This is a genomic window from Acetobacter sp. JWB (assembly GCF_003323795.1).
Classification (GTDB): Bacteria; Pseudomonadota; Alphaproteobacteria; order Acetobacterales; family Acetobacteraceae; genus Acetobacter; species Acetobacter oryzifermentans.
In genome coordinates this window covers 2,363,018-2,378,948 of sequence record NZ_CP030871.1, presented here as the reverse complement: position 1 = coordinate 2,378,948, position 15,931 = coordinate 2,363,018, and the positions used below count along the sequence as shown (strand labels likewise).

General features: G+C 51.7%; 17 protein-coding genes. 8 read left to right on the top strand and 9 right to left on the bottom strand.

Annotated elements, in window-relative coordinates; all coding sequences use genetic code 11:
- Window positions 1-44: 44 nt before the first annotated feature.
- Genes DS739_RS11265 through rfaD form a run of 5 tightly spaced genes read right to left on the bottom strand, consistent with a single transcriptional unit; the run spans window position 45 to window position 4,742 of the window.
- Window positions 45-1,082: a hypothetical protein gene (locus tag DS739_RS11265; RefSeq protein WP_039891670.1), complete on the bottom strand. Its 1,038-nt coding sequence runs from the start codon at window positions 1,080-1,082 to the stop codon at window positions 45-47.
- Window positions 1,079-1,864 (bottom strand): peptidoglycan editing factor PgeF, encoded by a 786-nt coding sequence (gene pgeF / locus DS739_RS11260; protein ID WP_006115844.1) that lies wholly within the window; start codon window positions 1,862-1,864, stop codon window positions 1,079-1,081. Before pgeF ends, DS739_RS11265 begins: the two co-directional genes overlap by 4 nt.
- Complete coding sequence (locus DS739_RS11255) at window positions 1,861-2,889, bottom strand: class I SAM-dependent methyltransferase (RefSeq protein ID WP_035353681.1); 1,029 nt, start codon at window positions 2,887-2,889, stop codon at window positions 1,861-1,863. Before DS739_RS11255 ends, pgeF begins: the two co-directional genes overlap by 4 nt.
- Before the next feature lie 8 nt (window positions 2,890-2,897).
- Entirely contained in the window at window positions 2,898-3,737 is an 840-nt protein-coding gene (gene lgt, locus DS739_RS11250) for a prolipoprotein diacylglyceryl transferase (RefSeq protein ID WP_006115845.1), read from the bottom strand.
- A gap of 24 nt (window positions 3,738-3,761) precedes the next feature.
- Window positions 3,762-4,742, bottom strand: coding sequence for an ADP-glyceromanno-heptose 6-epimerase (rfaD, locus tag DS739_RS11245; protein ID WP_035353684.1), 981 nt, complete (start codon window positions 4,740-4,742; stop codon window positions 3,762-3,764).
- A gap of 149 nt (window positions 4,743-4,891) precedes the next feature.
- Between rfaD and DS739_RS11240 the strand changes: the two genes are divergently transcribed.
- Entirely contained in the window at window positions 4,892-5,194 is a 303-nt protein-coding gene (locus DS739_RS11240; protein ID WP_035353687.1) for a putative quinol monooxygenase, read from the top strand.
- Window positions 5,195-5,280: 86 nt separating this feature from the next.
- Here DS739_RS11240 and DS739_RS11235 read toward each other — a convergent pair whose 3' ends face one another.
- Window positions 5,281-6,876 carry an L-lactate permease gene (locus DS739_RS11235; RefSeq protein WP_035353690.1) on the bottom strand — a complete coding sequence of 532 codons (1,596 nt, stop codon included), beginning with the start codon at window positions 6,874-6,876 and terminating at the stop codon, window positions 5,281-5,283.
- A 276-nt stretch (window positions 6,877-7,152) separates the two neighbouring features.
- Here DS739_RS11235 and DS739_RS11230 point away from each other — a divergent pair, with 276 nt between their 5' ends.
- The 3 genes from DS739_RS11230 to DS739_RS11220 all read left to right on the top strand — a co-directional run bounded on the left by DS739_RS11230 (window position 7,153) and on the right by DS739_RS11220 (window position 11,785).
- Window positions 7,153-8,400 (top strand): lytic transglycosylase domain-containing protein, encoded by a 1,248-nt coding sequence (locus DS739_RS11230; protein ID WP_035353693.1) that lies wholly within the window; start codon window positions 7,153-7,155, stop codon window positions 8,398-8,400.
- 79 nt (window positions 8,401-8,479) lie between these two features.
- The gene (locus DS739_RS11225; RefSeq protein ID WP_006115850.1) at window positions 8,480-9,880 is read left to right on the top strand and encodes a sugar porter family MFS transporter; all 1,401 of its coding nucleotides are present in this window, start codon (window positions 8,480-8,482) and stop codon (window positions 9,878-9,880) included.
- A 555-nt stretch (window positions 9,881-10,435) separates the two neighbouring features.
- Window positions 10,436-11,785: a site-specific integrase gene (locus tag DS739_RS11220; RefSeq protein WP_006115851.1), complete on the top strand. Its 1,350-nt coding sequence runs from the start codon at window positions 10,436-10,438 to the stop codon at window positions 11,783-11,785.
- 75 nt (window positions 11,786-11,860) lie between these two features.
- Here the strand turns inward: DS739_RS11220 and DS739_RS11215 are convergent, their stop codons facing one another.
- Window positions 11,861-12,325 (bottom strand): hypothetical protein, encoded by a 465-nt coding sequence (locus tag DS739_RS11215; protein WP_006115852.1) that lies wholly within the window; start codon window positions 12,323-12,325, stop codon window positions 11,861-11,863.
- A 16-nt stretch (window positions 12,326-12,341) separates the two neighbouring features.
- Between DS739_RS11215 and DS739_RS11210 the strand changes: the two genes are divergently transcribed.
- Complete coding sequence (locus tag DS739_RS11210; RefSeq protein WP_035352416.1) at window positions 12,342-13,433, top strand: IS5 family transposase; 1,092 nt, start codon at window positions 12,342-12,344, stop codon at window positions 13,431-13,433.
- Window positions 13,434-13,656: 223 nt separating this feature from the next.
- Here DS739_RS11210 and DS739_RS11205 read toward each other — a convergent pair whose 3' ends face one another.
- A complete protein-coding gene (locus DS739_RS11205; RefSeq protein ID WP_035352364.1) occupies window positions 13,657-14,073 on the bottom strand; it encodes a hypothetical protein in 417 nt (138 codons plus the stop codon).
- A gap of 1 nt (window position 14,074) precedes the next feature.
- Window positions 14,075-14,281: a helix-turn-helix transcriptional regulator gene (locus DS739_RS11200; protein WP_035352374.1), complete on the bottom strand. Its 207-nt coding sequence runs from the start codon at window positions 14,279-14,281 to the stop codon at window positions 14,075-14,077.
- A 161-nt stretch (window positions 14,282-14,442) separates the two neighbouring features.
- Here DS739_RS11200 and DS739_RS11195 point away from each other — a divergent pair, with 161 nt between their 5' ends.
- From DS739_RS11195 to DS739_RS11185, 3 genes are read left to right on the top strand one after another with little or no spacing between them, the layout of a single operon-like run.
- Window positions 14,443-14,706 (top strand): hypothetical protein, encoded by a 264-nt coding sequence (locus DS739_RS11195; RefSeq protein ID WP_006115856.1) that lies wholly within the window; start codon window positions 14,443-14,445, stop codon window positions 14,704-14,706.
- A complete protein-coding gene (locus tag DS739_RS11190; protein WP_006115857.1) occupies window positions 14,703-15,149 on the top strand; it encodes a hypothetical protein in 447 nt (148 codons plus the stop codon). The genes DS739_RS11195 and DS739_RS11190 overlap by 4 nt, the downstream gene beginning before the upstream one ends.
- 57 nt (window positions 15,150-15,206) lie before the next feature.
- Entirely contained in the window at window positions 15,207-15,881 is a 675-nt protein-coding gene (locus DS739_RS11185; protein ID WP_156100434.1) for a hypothetical protein, read from the top strand.
- The last annotated feature ends 50 nt before the right edge of the window (window positions 15,882-15,931 follow it).

Sequence of the window (15,931 nt, the reverse complement as noted above, 5' to 3'; positions counted from 1 at the left end):
TGTGCCTATTAAGTGATATAGGCACAAAAATATATCCATTTTTCTTATGGTAGAGCCGGGGCCACAGGTTGGTTTTGCTGTGTCGGGCCACTTGTATTGCCGTTTGTGGTAATAGCCGCTTGCGCTGCCTGTGCCTGTGCCTGTGCCTGTGCCTGTGCTGGCTGGGGTGCGCCGGGCGCACCTAATGGTGCATTATCTCGCCCAGAATAGCGACCGATAATTTGTTTAACGGCTGCGGCAGCTTCTTGCGCAGCAGCAACGGCAACATCCCCCCAATAATTATCTAGGGAGTGTGCATCAATATCATGGAGCTGTGTTGCCGCACCGGCTTCCTTGCCTTCCTTGTCCACAACGCTCCAGACAATTTCGATATGCTGTTGCGGATGCCCTAGCGTGCCTACCGGGCCGGGCGTCAGTTTAACGGTGGAATGAACCGTGAAATCAGCATTTTCTTTTGAGTTCTGGATTGTATCTTCACTGTCTCGGAAAGAGGCTGTGAAGGCACGGGCCAAAGACACATTGCCGTCACCCGGTGCGCCGGTTACACCTGTAAAATAAACCCGTGCAGCACGATGCTTGAGACTGTGTGGGTCTTTTTCCATATCATCCGCCTGAATACCCGTTAGCACAGATGAAATGCGTGGTGCGGCATCCTGCGCAACCAGTGTAAAGAAAGGTGCATCTCCGGCAGACCACTGGGCTGCGGGTACAGCTTGCCCTTCCTGTGTAGCGCGAATTTGGTTTTTAGGCGTCATGATTGTGTAAATTGGTACAACCTGATCGCCTCGCAGTTCTGCTCGCATTTTCAGCCACCAGTCTCCAGGCCTTGTGGGTTGGGCAATGGCTGGAATGGTTTGCTGTAGAAGTTCCGATGCAACATCTTTGGCCCATATCTGGGCAGAGGCATCAGACAGCAAAGAATCTGTAGGCGTGGGAATATCTAACCGGGAGGGCGGTGCATTGGCTGCAAGTTTTGACCCAGCTTTGCCGGGATTGGAAAACGGATGCGGCACATCCAAACACCCTGCCAAGAGCAGTAGAGAGGAAAGCGGCAAGGCAGCATGGCGTAAAAGGCGGTTCATCCGTTCTGAAGTCCCGTAGCAATCGCTGAAATCTGGTGTCCAATCTGTCCACCACCAGCCAGAGTGCGGCGGCGATGGCTAAAAAAGCGTTTTTCGTCAGAGAGTGTATCAACGCCTAATGCGGCAGCATTACGCACTCCAGCTTGTTGCAGCCGAAAAACGCACCAACCCGCCAGATCAAACTGATAATGGCCAGCGCGTGTGCCCGGAGCAAAAAAGCGAGCCGCCTGTTTATCTGCCGTAGTGATGGCCGTATGCATATCTTCGGCTGTTTCGTAGCTTTCCTGAGCAATGCAGGGCCCAACAACAGCGCTAATACTTTCCATGTTAGCGCCAAGGGCCTTCATGGCTTCCACTGTGGATTCCAAAATCCCAGCCAAAGCACCGCGCCAGCCTGCATGGGCGGCGCCAACAATGGTGCCTTCTGCATTGGCAAACAAAACGGGTGCGCAATCTGCGGTAATAACGCCAATGGCAATATCTGGCTGATTGGTTACAAGCGCATCAGCCGGTGCGCCTGTGCCGGGTGGCCAAGGGGCTGTGGCGGTTATCACAGCGCGGCCATGCACTTGTGTGACACCTAGCAAATGGCTTGCCTGCACACCCAGATGCGTTGCAACCCGTCTGCGATTTTCAGCCAGATTCTGTGGGGTGTCGCCAGATTTTGTAGAGCAGTTGAGGCTGGCGTAAGGGCCGGTGGAAACACCGCCTTCCCGCGTGAAAAATCCGTGGCGTGTATGCCCAAGTAAAGGGCTGGTGAGAGGTGAGAGCGTTGTAGTCATACGTCCGCTCCTTTCATGAAGCCGGGAGGTGAGGGCAAGCTGGGAGAGGCAAGAGCCATAACACGGAACAAATGCCCCATTTTCTCTGGGGCGGCCAGCCGATGTGCGGCGCTGCGCAGGATGGCGGCATCTTCTGCTGTTGCGCGCGTGGCCAGTTGTTCGGTGCGCTCCATAAGGCCTAATGCACGCAAAAATGCACCTTGCGTTTCTGCACCATAAACACAGGCCCCAGCCTGTTGGGCCGTAGCGCCAAAGGCTGTGAAATCAACATGCGCTGTCAGATCAGCTTCTCCGGCAGCTGCCAACGGATGTGTTGGGCGTGCATGGCGTAATGCCTGAAGAGAATCTCCCGTTAGGGTGGAATGGTGGCCGTAATCAATAAACAGCGCCACACCCGGTTGAGCTGCGAAACGTTGCCCTAGATGGCGTGCAACCTCCAGCGCGGGTTCGCAAAGTTCTACAATGGTGTTTGCTTCCAGTTTTCTGTCGTCTGGCAATGTTGGTGCGGCACATGGAACAAGATGAAATGTCTGATCCATTACGTAGCGTTCGTGCCAGCCAGAAGGCGTTTGCATAAACTGGCGAATGGGCAGGGCATCCAGAAATTCATTTCCCAGCAGGATAAGCGGGCCAGAGGGAAGGTCTTCTATCCGGTTATGCCATGTGGGCACCATGTAAGGTGCAAGGGCTTGCTTTTGCGCCTGCCGCATAAGGGGAGAGATTTCTATCAGATGCACATCAAGCGCACGCGCAAAATCTGGTGCACAGCGTGTAATTAGCCGTAGCGCGTCTGCCATAAGTGTGCCACGCCCCGGCCCGGCTTCTGCAAGGATAACGTGTGCAGGGCAACCCATACTCTGCCAGACCGTAGCGGCCCAAGCCCCTAGAAGTTCGCCAAAAACCTGAGAGATTTCGGGCGCGGTAATAAAGTCTGAAAGCAAAGGCGTGGTAGCATAATAGCGGGCATTGGCACGCGCCATAAATACATCCAGCCTTTCAGCTTGTGGAGGCAAAGAGGAAGGCATGCGCGTAATTATGGCTTGGCTTCTGTTTCTGGGGGAATGCCTTCGTAAACCGGGTGGCGGTTGGCATACACCATAAGCGCAATGCCTGCTGCCAGCATGGGGCAGCACAGCAGTTGCCCCATGGTAATGCCGCCGGGCAGAAACCCAAGGAATGAATCCGGTTCCCGGAAAAACTCGCAAAAACTGCGTGCGCAGGCATAACCAGCCAAAAACAGACCCGCAAGAAAACCGGGGCGTTCACGGATAGAGAGCTTGCGAGATGCTGCAAACATAACCAGAAAAAGCAGCAGCCCTTCTGTCAGTGCCTCATAAAGTTGTGAGGGATGCCGCGGGATTGGCCCGCCATCGGGAAAGATCATGGCCCACGGCAGAGAGGCTGGAGCTTCTCGTCCCCATAATTCCCCATTGATAAAGTTGGCTATGCGGCCCAGCCCTAAGCCAATAGGCACGGCAATGGTAACGCGGTCTGCAAAGGCCAGAAAGTTCAACTTATGGCGCCATGTAAACAGCATCATGGCGATAATGACGCCAAGCGCGCCGCCATGGAAGGACATACCCCCATGCCATACTTCCAGCATGGCCAGAGGGTGCGTGATGTAATAGCCGGGTTGGTAAAACAGCACGTATCCCAGCCGCCCACCCATTAGAATACCAAGGGTTACCCAAGCCAGAAAGTCATCCGCCAGTTCTGGAGTGCCAGCACGCGGAGGAAGATTAACCAAGCGCCGCAGTAGCGTAATACCCAGCACAATGCCGATGATATAGGAGAGCGCATACCACCGTATGGCAAATGGCCCGACATGCACCAGCACCGGGTTAAACTGAGGAAACATCAGAACAGGAAGCATGATGGGTGATCCGGTATGGCTGGGTCAGAGATAGGGATTATCCGTGGCAAGATAATCTTGCACGTAGCGTTTAACGCCCTCTTCCAGCGATGTGAACTGGCCAGTGTAACCAGCGGCCCGCAGGCGGGAAAGATCTGCTTGTGTGTAGGATTGATACTGCCCACGCAAGCTTTGGGGCATATCAATAAATTCTATCTGGCGCTCGCAGCCAATAGCATCGCACACGGCATGAGCCAGATCCAGATACGTGCGTGCTGTGCCGGTGCCGCAGTTAAACAGGTCTGATACCTCCGGGTTATCATACAGCCAGAGCATAACGTTTACGACATCACCCACCCATATGAAGTCACGGGCCTGCATGCCATCTGCAATGTCTGGCCTATCAGATCGGAACAAACGGGCGGGTTGGCCAGATTTAACCTCATCATACTTCACTTTCACCACAGAGATCATTTTGCCTTTGTGGTATTCGTTCGGCCCGTAAACGTTAAAGAACTTTAGCCCGGCCCATTGTGGCGGGCGCGGTGTGTGCTGATCCAGCGTGGTGGTAACGTGTTGATCAAACACGTGTTTGGACCAGCCGTACAAATTGAGTGGCCGCAGTTGTGAAAGATGCCCCGGATCATCATTAAAAAGTTCGGGTTTATCCGCCGCGCCATATGTGGCGGCGGAAGACGCATAAATAAATCTTGCGCGGTTGCGTGTGCACCAGTCCCAGAGTGTTTGCGAGAGTTCGACATTGGTGCGCCACACCAGATCACCATCTGTTGCGGTGGTCTCACTAATAGCGCCCATATGGAAGATGGTGTCTATTTTGGGGGTGGTCGCCAGAAAATCTTTTAGGTTTTCTGGGGCAATCAGGCGTGTTGGTGCATGTTGGGACACATTGCGCCATTTGCCTTCCTGCCCAAGCCAATCAACAATTATGGTTTCCAGCCCTCTGGCGGCCAATGCTGCCTGTAGGCATGAGCCGATAAAACCGGCTCCCCCTGTAATTACTATCATGGTGCGGGAGTATAATGGGCGGCTTCGCACACTCCAAGCTGTCAAATGCCTGATGTGTTCAGAGGTGGTGTTTCATCCCGTAGTCAGAGCGCAATATATTGCCTACTATTTACGCGTAATTGCAATTTATCAGGAAAGAGGCCCGTAGCATGAGCGAAGAAATTACAGTTGTTGCTTTTTTAAAAGTAAAGCCGGGCACCGAGGAAAAAGTGGCGCGGGCTATGGTGGCGTGCATCAAGCCATCTCGTGCAGAAAGCACCAACAGCCAGTACGTGCCGAACCGTGATCTGGATGATCCGCAGACATTTGTTTTTGTAGAACGCTGGGCAAGCCGTAAGGCATTGCAGGATCATATGGAAACACCGCATTTTAAAACACTTGCAGCAGAAATTAGCCCCCTGTTGGAAAAGCCAATTCAGCTTCATATTTTGCAGCCTTTGCCCGGTGCCTGAACGCATACGCTGAAATCTGCATAAAAAAAACGGCCCCACTTGCATGGAGCCGTTTTTGTTTTGGGTTACCGAGTAAAATAAGGCTGCTACCGCAGCACAAACTGCTGGAAAACAACCACCAGTCCGATACAGAAGGTTAAAAACAGGCTGTGCTTAAAGGTGCGCGCCAGCACAGTGCCTTCCTGACCTTTCAAGGACGTTACAGATACGCCGGTAGTGATGTTCTGAGGGGAGATCATTTTGCCCATGACACCGCCGGATGAGTTTGCAGAAGCAAACAGCACCGGGTCCAGCGAAAGCTGATGCGCTGCGGCCACCTGCAAGTTGCCGAAAAGCGCATTGCCAGAGGTATCACTTCCTGTCAGGAACACGGCAATCCAGCCTAGGAAAACAGAAACCAGCGGAAAGACCATACCAGCGGAGGAAACCGCATACCCTAAAGTATAGGTCATGCCGGAATAGTTCATCAAAAACGCCAGCCCAATTGTGAGTGCAACAGTTACGACAGCCAGCCAACCCTGCTTGAGTGTGGTGCGGGCAGCCGCGCCAAATTGTTGCAACGTTGTGCGGGTGAACAGGGCTGTTAGAATGGTAGCAACCAAAATGGCCGTGCCTGTGCCCAATGGTTCAAACTTCCACACAGCGGCATAAGGCGTTTTGTAAAGAGAGATAAACACCGCATTATCCAGCCCAGGCCAATGAATGGGCAGCGTGCCAATTTTAGCAATATGCAGGGCATCCCACGCAATCACCACAGCAATAACCGTGATCCAAGGAATCCATCCTTGCCAGCGGGGAACAGCAGAAGCCGCGCCAGCTTGCTGACTGTTCAAGTCGCTGAGATCAATAGCGTATTGTGGGTCTGATGCTGGTTTCCAAAAACGTAGGAAGCCAATGGTAGCAACAAGCGCCACGCTGGAAGAAAGCACGTTGCTGAGGCTGTAAAGCCCGGCACCAGAGATAACCAGTAGGGTCAGGGCAAAGCTGCCACCGGCTACCAGCAGCACAGGCCATGTCTGCCGGACGGAACGCCACCCGCCGTAAAGCGCCATAACGTAAAAGGGAATAAGCAGTGCAAAGGGGGTAAGCTGCCGCCCAATGGTGCCCCCCAGCACATCTGCTGGTAAGCCTGTAATAGAGCCCAGAACGGTAACAGGAATACCCAAGCCACCAAAGGCTACCGGTGCGGAGTTAAAGATCAGCACATAAGTAAGGGCATCCAGTGCCGGAAAACCCAGCATGATCAGTAAAGCGCTGGTAATGGCTACAGGTGTGCCAAATCCAGCCACGCCTTCCAATGCAGCACTAAAGCAGAAGCCCAGCACCACCAGCATGATGCGCCTATCATTGGGAACGTGTTGGATAATCCAGTCTCGGAAGGCATCAAACCGCCCATTTTGCACGGCCACATTGAACAGAAAGAGTGCAGAAAGTGCGATCCACATAACTGGCAGAAGAGAAAATACAACGCCGTTGCTGATGCTGGCGACTGCCAGTTTGGCTGGTAGCCCCCAGATGGTGGTGGCAACAAGCAACCCGACAATTAAGCCGCCCAGAGTGGCCTGCCATGCCGGACGGCGTAGAATACCCATAACAAAGAGTGTCACGATAATAGGTGAGGCCGCGAGCAGAAATGACAGCACAAGGCTGTGCCCCGCCGGAACAAGTGGCTGTATGAACATGGCAGTTCCTGAATAGGCGTTATTCCCCTTCTTATGTGGGGGATAAAGCAATCTTAAGCGGGCGGTTGCGGTGCGATGCAAGAAAAAATGTCGTTATAACAATATGTTGTGATGAGGGAACTTTTAGATAACTTTTAGATAAGGCCGCTTAACAGCCATCTTCCATGAAAATGACATATTGGTAATAGATGTGGGGGTGTCCCGTAATCCGTGCTTTTTGTCGCAAGTTTATGGGACAAGCCTTATGGCAGAAGTTCATACGGAAGGGGACAGCGGGTGTCTTTTCGGGTTCAGCAACGGCAAATAGTATATGCTGCGCTCATGCTGGGGTTGGCGGGGTGCGCGACACCTGCCGTCAGACCCGGGGGATATGCTTCCTCTCAGGCGTATTATCAGGCCGCATATGAAAGATCAGAAGCCAACCCAGCTGCCTATAGGCCTGTAGGTTCGGCAGAAGATCCTTGGGGGCCATACATAAAAGAAGCATCGCAGCGTTTTTCCATACCGGAAAGCTGGATACGCGCTGTGATGCAGCAGGAATCGGGCGGGCATCAGTATCTGGATGGTCAGCTTACAACGTCATCTGCTGGCGCAATGGGGCTAATGCAGCTTATGCCTGCTACTTATGCGGATATGCAAAGCCAGTTCAATCTGGGGGGAGATCCGTATAACCCGCATGATAATATCATGGCAGGCGCAGGTTATATCCGCCAGATGTATGATCATTATGGTGCGCCAGGATTTTTGGCAGCCTACAATGCAGGCCCGCAGCGCGTGGATGATTACTTAACATCCGGGCGGCCTTTGCCGGATGAAACGGTGAATTATGTTGCATCCATTACGCCACATTTAGGCACAATAACGGCCCCAACAGGCAGTTTTGCTCCGTCCTCTGCTTCTGTCATGGTAGCTAGCGTAGGTTCATCTGTGGCAGCTGCTCCTGTGGCAGAGTATGCACGAGCGGATCTTTCGCGCACAGCCGATGGCTGCTTGCGTGATCCTAATGCAGCGTATGATCCCTCAACCCCTTGTTTGATGGATAGAGATACGCCGCATCCTGATCCGCAACCGGTTGAAGAGGCAGCTCCTGTAGAAGTTGCACAGGCCCAACCGGTTAGCATTTCAGATCAGGCGGTAATAGCTACCCCGCTTGCGGTAGCGCCTCGTAGTACACCAGTGCAAACTGCGGCTTACAATTTACCTTCAGCACAAAGGCATTATGCTTCTTCCACCCCTGCGCATGTTCTCACACTGCCTTCATCACCTTTGCATGGAAGATCATCCGGCGCGGTACAGGTTGGGGCTTTTGCATCCTATGCCGAGGCCCAGCGCAGGCTAGACTCAGTAAGCCGTCTGTTAACAGCGCATGCTTTATCTGTGCGCCCTACTGTTACACAGGCTTCCGTGGCGGGGCGGTCTTATTATCGGGCGCAGTTTATTACGGCCCAAAATACTGGCCCGGCAGATGTTTGTCAGGTGCTACGGGCACGTTCTTTGCCGTGTATTGAGGTGCGTGGAGGGTAGGGAAGGAAAGTCTTTTCCCTTTTGATCCAATTACCTGTAAAGCCACTGCGTCTTCCAGAAAAACAAAGTGGAACAATAAATGGAAAACGCAGCAATGCCTGATAAGGGAACAGAAAGTACTTTTCCCATAAAGGTTGTGGTTGTTGGTGTTCTGGCTGCAACAGCTGGTTTAATGTCCGGTTTGGATATTGGTGTTATTTCCGGAGCGTTAGATTTTCTGGCGCAGGATTTTCATGCCTCTACCCTTGCGCAGGAATGGATTGTCAGCGCCATGATGGCAGGCGCTGCCGTAGGGGCTGTATGTGCCGGGTGGATTACCCGGCATACCGGGCGCAAATGGTCTCTGGTTTTTGGGGGCGGCGTTTTTATTGCCGGCTCCTTACTCTGCGCTTTGGCGTGGTCTGTGCCTGTGCTTATAGTCGGGCGTTTGCTTATGGGGCTGGCCATCGGCGTGGCGGCTTTTGCTGCGCCTCTTTATCTTTCGGAGGTATCAGACCAATCCAGCCGTGGCGCCATGATTTCCACCTATCAGCTTATGATTACGATAGGTATTTTTCTGGCGTTTTTAAGCGATACGTTTTTCAGTTACCACGGACAATGGCGGTGGATGTTTGGCGTTATTGCCATCCCCGGTGTTGTTTACGTTATTGGTGTTTTGTTTCTGCCTTATAGCCCGCGTTGGCTGATGATGCGTGGCCGTAAGGACGAAGCGCTGGAAGTGCTAACCAGCCTGCGCGCAACACCGCAGGAAGCACGAGCGGAAATAAAAGCCATTCATAACCAGTTACAGGCACAGCAAAATGGCTGGAGCTTATTGCGAGCAAACAGCAATTTTCGCCGTTCGGTTGGTTTGGGTATGTTGCTGCAAATTATGCAGCAGTTCGCGGGTATTAATGTGGTGATGTATTACGCCCCGCGTATTTTTCAGCTTGCAGGTTTTGTCGGCACTGCACAGATGTGGTGTACCGCCATGATCGGGCTGGTGAATGTGATGGCAACATTCCTGGCTATTAGTTTGGTTGATAAGTGGGGGCGCAGGCCAGTTCTGTATTGTGGTTTTGCCATTATGGTGCTGAGCATGGCGTGCTTATCTCTTCTGCTGCATGGCAGTATGGTGGATCAGGCATCCCGCATGGCATGTGTGTTTATGATTATGGTTTTTATTGTAGCGCATGCCATGTCCGCCGGGCCGATTGTGTGGGTGTTGTGTTCGGAAATTCAGCCGATGCAGGGTAGGGATCTGGGCATTATGCTTTCCACGCTTACAAACTGGATTGCCAACATGATTGTTGGTGCTTCTTTTCTAAGTGTGCTGGCATTGCTGGGTGGTTCTGCCACCTTTGGAATGATTGCCATATTGAATGCCTGCTTTTTAGGGCTGACATATTTGTTTGTGCCAGAAACCAAAGGCATCAGCTTGGAACAAATTGAGCAGAATCTGATGTCTGGCAAAAAACTGCGGAATATCGGGGTTTCTTGAACCAAAGCATAGGAATGGACGCAGACAAAATGTGTCCATTCTAAAAGGGCAAGAGCGCAAATTCGTATGCAAAATCTTGCACAGAAAGAAGTTTAGATTTTCTTGGAAAATTCTGGCGCACCCGAAAGGACTCGAACCTCTAACCCCCAGATTCGTAGTCATTGGCGCTTAAATGTCGTTAAGACGCAAGGAAGCGCAAAGAGGCGCAAAACTGCCAAAAATTAGACGGTCAGAAATTCCGTTCATGCAGCTAGATGCAACGAAACGCACGGTTTACTCTTTCCATTCACTCCGGAAACACTCCGGAGAATGGCATCTGGTGCTGACATGGGGACATGACCTGGGAATGGCTCCGGAGTGAGACACCAGTAGAAATAAGAGGGTGGGAAGTGCCAAAAAATCCGGTGGGGTTACACCAAAACACGGTGTACTGGTGTAACAGGTGTAACACATACATATATACTATTGATTTTGCTGGGTTTTATCCCCTCCATCCTGTTACACCTCACGCCTCCGTGATGTGTAACAGGTGTAACAGACCAGTTTGAGGGCGCCATGAAGCTTACAAAATCGGGAATAGACCTCCTCACCTGCCCGCCGGAAAAGCGCGATGTCATGTTTTCAGATGACGAGGTGAAGGGCTTTGCCGTCCGTGTGACGAGCAAGGGCAGCAAGGTATTCTTGTTCAATTATAGCAAAAATGGCCGTTCTAAGCGGGTGAAGCTAGGTGCGTATGGGGATTTAACCGTGGCGCAGGCCCGTAAGCTGGCCGAAACACTGCGGGGTAGGGTGATAGCTGGGGAAGACCCAGCGGAGGATAAAAAGGCACAGGCGCAGGCTGTTGAAGCCATGCTTGCAGCACAGGCAGAACAGGCGGCGGCGGATGCCTTAACGCTGGGTGTGCTGATTGACCGTTGGCAGGAGAACAGCCTGAAAGATGCCAGTGCTACTTATCGGAAGGAAGCTCCCCAGCGGTTACGTTCTAGCCTGTCAGCCTTACTTGCCCGACCAGCTCACGCACTGAAGGTGGCGGAAGTGCAAGCGCGGCTGGATGAAATAGCCCAAGATCACCCCACAAATGCCCGGCGCATTAAGGCGTATGGCCGCGCCATGTATGGATGGGCCGAAAAGCGCAATCTGGTAGAAGGCAATCCCTTTGTCCGTGTGATTGTTGAAGGCAGGGAGGTTTCGCGCGATCGGGTGCTGTCTGATAGGGAATTGGGTGAATACTGGCGGGCTGCTGCCCTTATACCGTATCCGTTTGGCCCATTTTTTCAGCTGCTGGCTCTAACATTACAGCGCAGAACAGAAGTTGCGGGCATGAGGTGGGATGAAATAGCGCCAGATTGGAGTGAGTGGACTATTCCGGCGGAACGTACCAAAAATGGCAAGGCCCATGTGGTGCATTTATCTGATGCTACCCGGCTATCTGATGCTACCCGGCGCGTGCTGGCCGGTATTCATCGTCAGGTAGATGCAAAGACCGGCCGTATCTCGCCTTTTGTGTTGAGCGGCACCGGCAAAACGCCTGTTTCTGGGTTCTCTGTAGCCACCAAGCGGCTTAAAGCCCTGATTATGCTGGAACGGGCAGGGAATGAGGCGGAGGGCCAAAAAATTGCGGGAAAAAATCCCTCCGCGCTGCCTGCGCTAGGGTGGCATTTGCATGATTTGAGAAGGACGGGCGTTACAGTAATGGCACGCCTAAAAATTGGGCCACATGTGGCCGATAGGGTGCTGAACCATATTGAGGGTACTATTAGCGGCGTGGCCGCCGTGTATCAGCGGCATGAGTTTTTGCGGGAACGTGCAGCAGCGCTGGATGCTTGGGCGGCGTATGTGTTGCGTATGGCCGAAAGTTCAGGTGCAGATGCTTTAGGGCATAACGTGGTGGCATTGCGGGGGTAAGAATGAAAAAAGGCGTCCCTCTGATTTAGAAGGACGCCTTTTTCTTGTATCAGCGCTGCGCACTCGTAATTTTCCTTAGAATGGCAGACTAATCTGTCGCGCTGCACTGCGATGTTCAAGCACTTTCAGAATTTTGGTTTCGCTCTTCAAACCCTGATCTGTCTGCCATTGCTGTACCAGCACTCTACAAAGAAGAATATCACCTTTGGCAAAAGATATTTCGTTCTTATCAACAGCTTCTAAAAATTCTTGATCTTCTATGGATGCCCATACGATATTCTGACCGTCATTCAGCTTCCACTTTCCGTCTTCGCTAAATGACAAATTCACAATGGAAAACGCTGCATCGCTTTCCTTTTCTATGATTTTATATTCATCCCCCTCCGGCGCAGAAAAAGCATGCAGTTCCAGCTTTGTCACACGAACCGGAGCAGTATCTTTCGCTGGATAATATTCTACCGGATTTCCGGTAGAAACCTGGAGACCTCCAAAAACCCCTTGGTTTGAGAGGACAGATATGATTCTCTTTAATTCTGTCATCTGATGGGGTTTGGCGATGAAACAGCCGGGATTTTTCGATATTGACGACCGCCTGAAGGCGCTTTCGGCCAAGGGAGATGCACTGGAGAAGCTCAGCCATGTTGTCGATTTCGAACGGTTCCGCCCCTTGTTGGTTCAGGCGATCCCGCGTGCGGATGGCAGCAAGGGAGGACGTCCTGCCTATGATCCGGTTTTCATGTTCAAGGTCCTGGTCCTGCAGGCAAGCCATTCCCTTTCTGACGAACGCACGGAATTTCTGATCCGGGACCGGCTGTCCTTCATGCGTTTTCTGGGTCTTTCCCTTGCGGATCCCGTGCCCGATGCGAACACGATCTGGACCTTCCGCGAGGCTCTGACACACGCCGTTCTTGACGGCGCGCCTGCTATTGAAGCCCTGTTTTCCCTGTATGAGACAACGTTACGTGAGGCCGGATTTCTGGCCATGAGTGGGCAGATCATTGATGCCACGGTCGTTGCGGCTCCCAGACAGCGCAACACGGATGCTGAAAAGGCCATTCTGAAGGCCGGCGAGATCCCTCAGGACTGGAAGGACAAGCCAATAAAACTTGCGCAGAAAGATCGGGATGCACGCTGGACGATCAAATACTCTAAAGCAAAACCGGCAGAAGACGGGGCAAAACGGGTTGATTTTGCTGTGCCCGCGTTCGGCTACAAGAACCATGTGGGCATTGATCGGCGCTATGGGTTAATCCGCAAATGGAAAGCAACCGATGCGTCCCGACATGATGGGGCGCAGCTTCCAGCACTCCTTGATCCGAACAATACAGCCAGCGATGTCTGGGCCGATACCGCCTATCGGTCACAGGCCAATGAAGCCCATCTGGAAGAAAAAGGTCTGCGCTCGCAGATCCATCGTAAACGAAAAGCCGGCAAAGCCCTGCCTCGACATATCGCCCGTGCCAACGGGCGCAAATCAAAGGTCCGCTCCCGTGTCGAGCACGTCTTTGCTTACGAGAAGGGACCGATGGCGCTCATCATACGCACGATCGGTCTGGCCCGGGCAACAGTGAAAATCGGCATGGCCAATCTTGTCTACAACATGAACCGTGCATTCTGGCTTCATAAAAAATACGGATCTATCGTCTGATCCAGCCCAGACGACCAGCGTTGTCAGTCCTCAACACGACACACTCCCGATAAAGCTCATCAGTGTCGTAACCAGCCAGCGCATGTTTTACATACTCAGGCTCATAAATAGGGAGTTTTTAGAGGTCTCCACCTGCATCGTCCCATTTCTCAGATGAGAGAAGTGGGAGAAAACAACCTGTTGGAATGTTCTCTCCCTGCTCAATTTTAGCTAAGCGTGTGGATCACTTACACTCGTAGTGGTCTAACGGTTGAGACATTCTTGAAATACTTGGCTGAGACGAATGATCAAAGAAATCAGCCATGCCAACTACGGCAAAGAGATTTGCAATCACAGAGATTATTAAAAATAGAGACGCGGTTACATAAGAAATTTTTGCGAATTTGTTTTTTTTCAAGATATCCTTATCTTCTGGTATGAAAACATAACTTATTGCGCCTGCTCCTGTAGCAACTATAGATGCTGTTATCACTTGCCATATAAAATGATGTGCTACTGATGATAGAAGACAAATATTTTTCGTACTATCGAATTCGATAGTATTATAATTCGGATAAATTCCACAAACCATAACCAAGAAAGCAAGCGCAAAAATTGTCGTAGATTTTGTCGCTTTTAAAAGTTGTTCTTTGAACTCCATATTATTCCTCTTTTTTTAACCTAACTCCCGCCCCTCCCCCATTTTCAGGGATAAACTCAACCCCTGCGACTTCTAGTGCGGAGCGAATGGTTTCTATCGTGCTGGCTTTTAGTTCCTCGCCTCTTTCAAGACGGGCAATGGTATTTGGGGACACATTGGCAGCAGCAGCCAGCTCACGCACACCCCATCCAATAGCTACACGCGCCATTTTACACTGAACTGCCAACAAAACAGTAACCTCGTTACAATTATTCTTGCAAACAAAGAGTAACCGTGTTTCGATTGTGGGGCAATGTAATTGCGGCCAGAAAGGGAAGGTGAGAGCTCCCAATCCGGCCTAACCACAACCGCTCGCACTAGGAGACGGTAATGGCTGAACACGCCTATACCATGCCCGGCAAACGCTGGGCAGTGCTTACACTTGCTCGCCTGCATGGTGATACTCTGGCCGCCATTGGTGCTGCTGGCCTTTCCATGCTGGCACTTGCTGGCTTTCTGCACCCTGAACACCTGCATAGCCCCTCCCGCGTGCAGGCACAGCACACACAGCCCCAGCATACCCGCATAATGCCACCACAGCACCGCGCTGGTGCGGTTCTGGCGCTTTCCTCTAGCCGGAGGGCCAGAGCATGACACAGCCTGCCAATACAGCCGTATCACGCCGCACAGCATTGGCCTCGGCTTTTGCTGCTTCTGCTGCCGCTATTCTGCCTGCTGTAGCCTGTGCTGCCACCTCCGTTGGAAATGATGCACACCTGTTGGCGCTATATCAGCAGTTTCAACGTGTGAGTGATGCCATTCACGCCATAGATACTGGGGTGGTATATAAATGCGGGACACCAGAAGCCACGCAGCAGGAATCCAAGCTAGAAACCCTGCTGAGGCGTGATGATCTGTTGTTGAAGCAGATAGCCAATACGCCAGCTCTTACGCCGCGCGGTAAGCAGATCAAAGCTTCTATCGTGCTGGCTAGGTTGCCTCGTGCCGTAGAAGATTTTGACCTCGATCTTAGTAGTGAAGAAATCCAGATGTGTCTGTCTCTGGCGCGTGATGTGGCCGGAGATAGTTCGTTATGAAAAACGGAGAAACACTTAGAAAGACAATTTTGGTGGACAAAGTGGATGGATGCGCTTATGAGTCCCTTTGAACAGAAAGGAGACTCCGTGGCTACCTATAAGAAAAGCCAAGCTCTTTATGCGCTCTGGCGCACTTTGAGCAATCCGGCGCTTTTAAGTGAGCGCGAGCGGCCTCCTGCCATTTTTAGCCGCCGTTTTGATAAGCTGGTTTCTGTCGATATTCCTTTGCTGCCAGAAGAACGGGCCGGACAATCCGGGAAAGATAACCAGTTTACAGCCGATCAGGTTTTTCTGATGGCTGTTGCTCTGGTTATTATGGATTCAGGGCTTGGTCTGGGTGCTACTGGTTTCTTTATCTGCACGGCACGGGAAAGCCTTAAGCAGCGTTACCGTGCGATTATGGAAATGCCTATGTCTTGGCTTCCTGAAAAAGAAAGTTCTCTTGAAAAAGACAAGAGGGTTTATTTGCTTTTTCAAAACAAGGATATTCAAGAATTTTATCCTAAGTATGACTGGTCAAAGGTAAAGGGCTGGTCAGGTACAGGAAGGCCTCCACTAATTATCAACCCTGTTTATGTGCAGGGTTTGGATGATTTGAAAACATATTTAGATACTTGCTTGCAAAATGGCACCAACAATCACGTTTTAGTAATAGAACTCGCAAAAATGGCTTCTGTTCTCACCCATTATCTTGAGCATGCGCCAATCATGACAAGGGGACGTCATAAATGACGTTCTTTTGTCAAATAGAGCGACAAAATTGAGGGACAAATGAAGGCTCA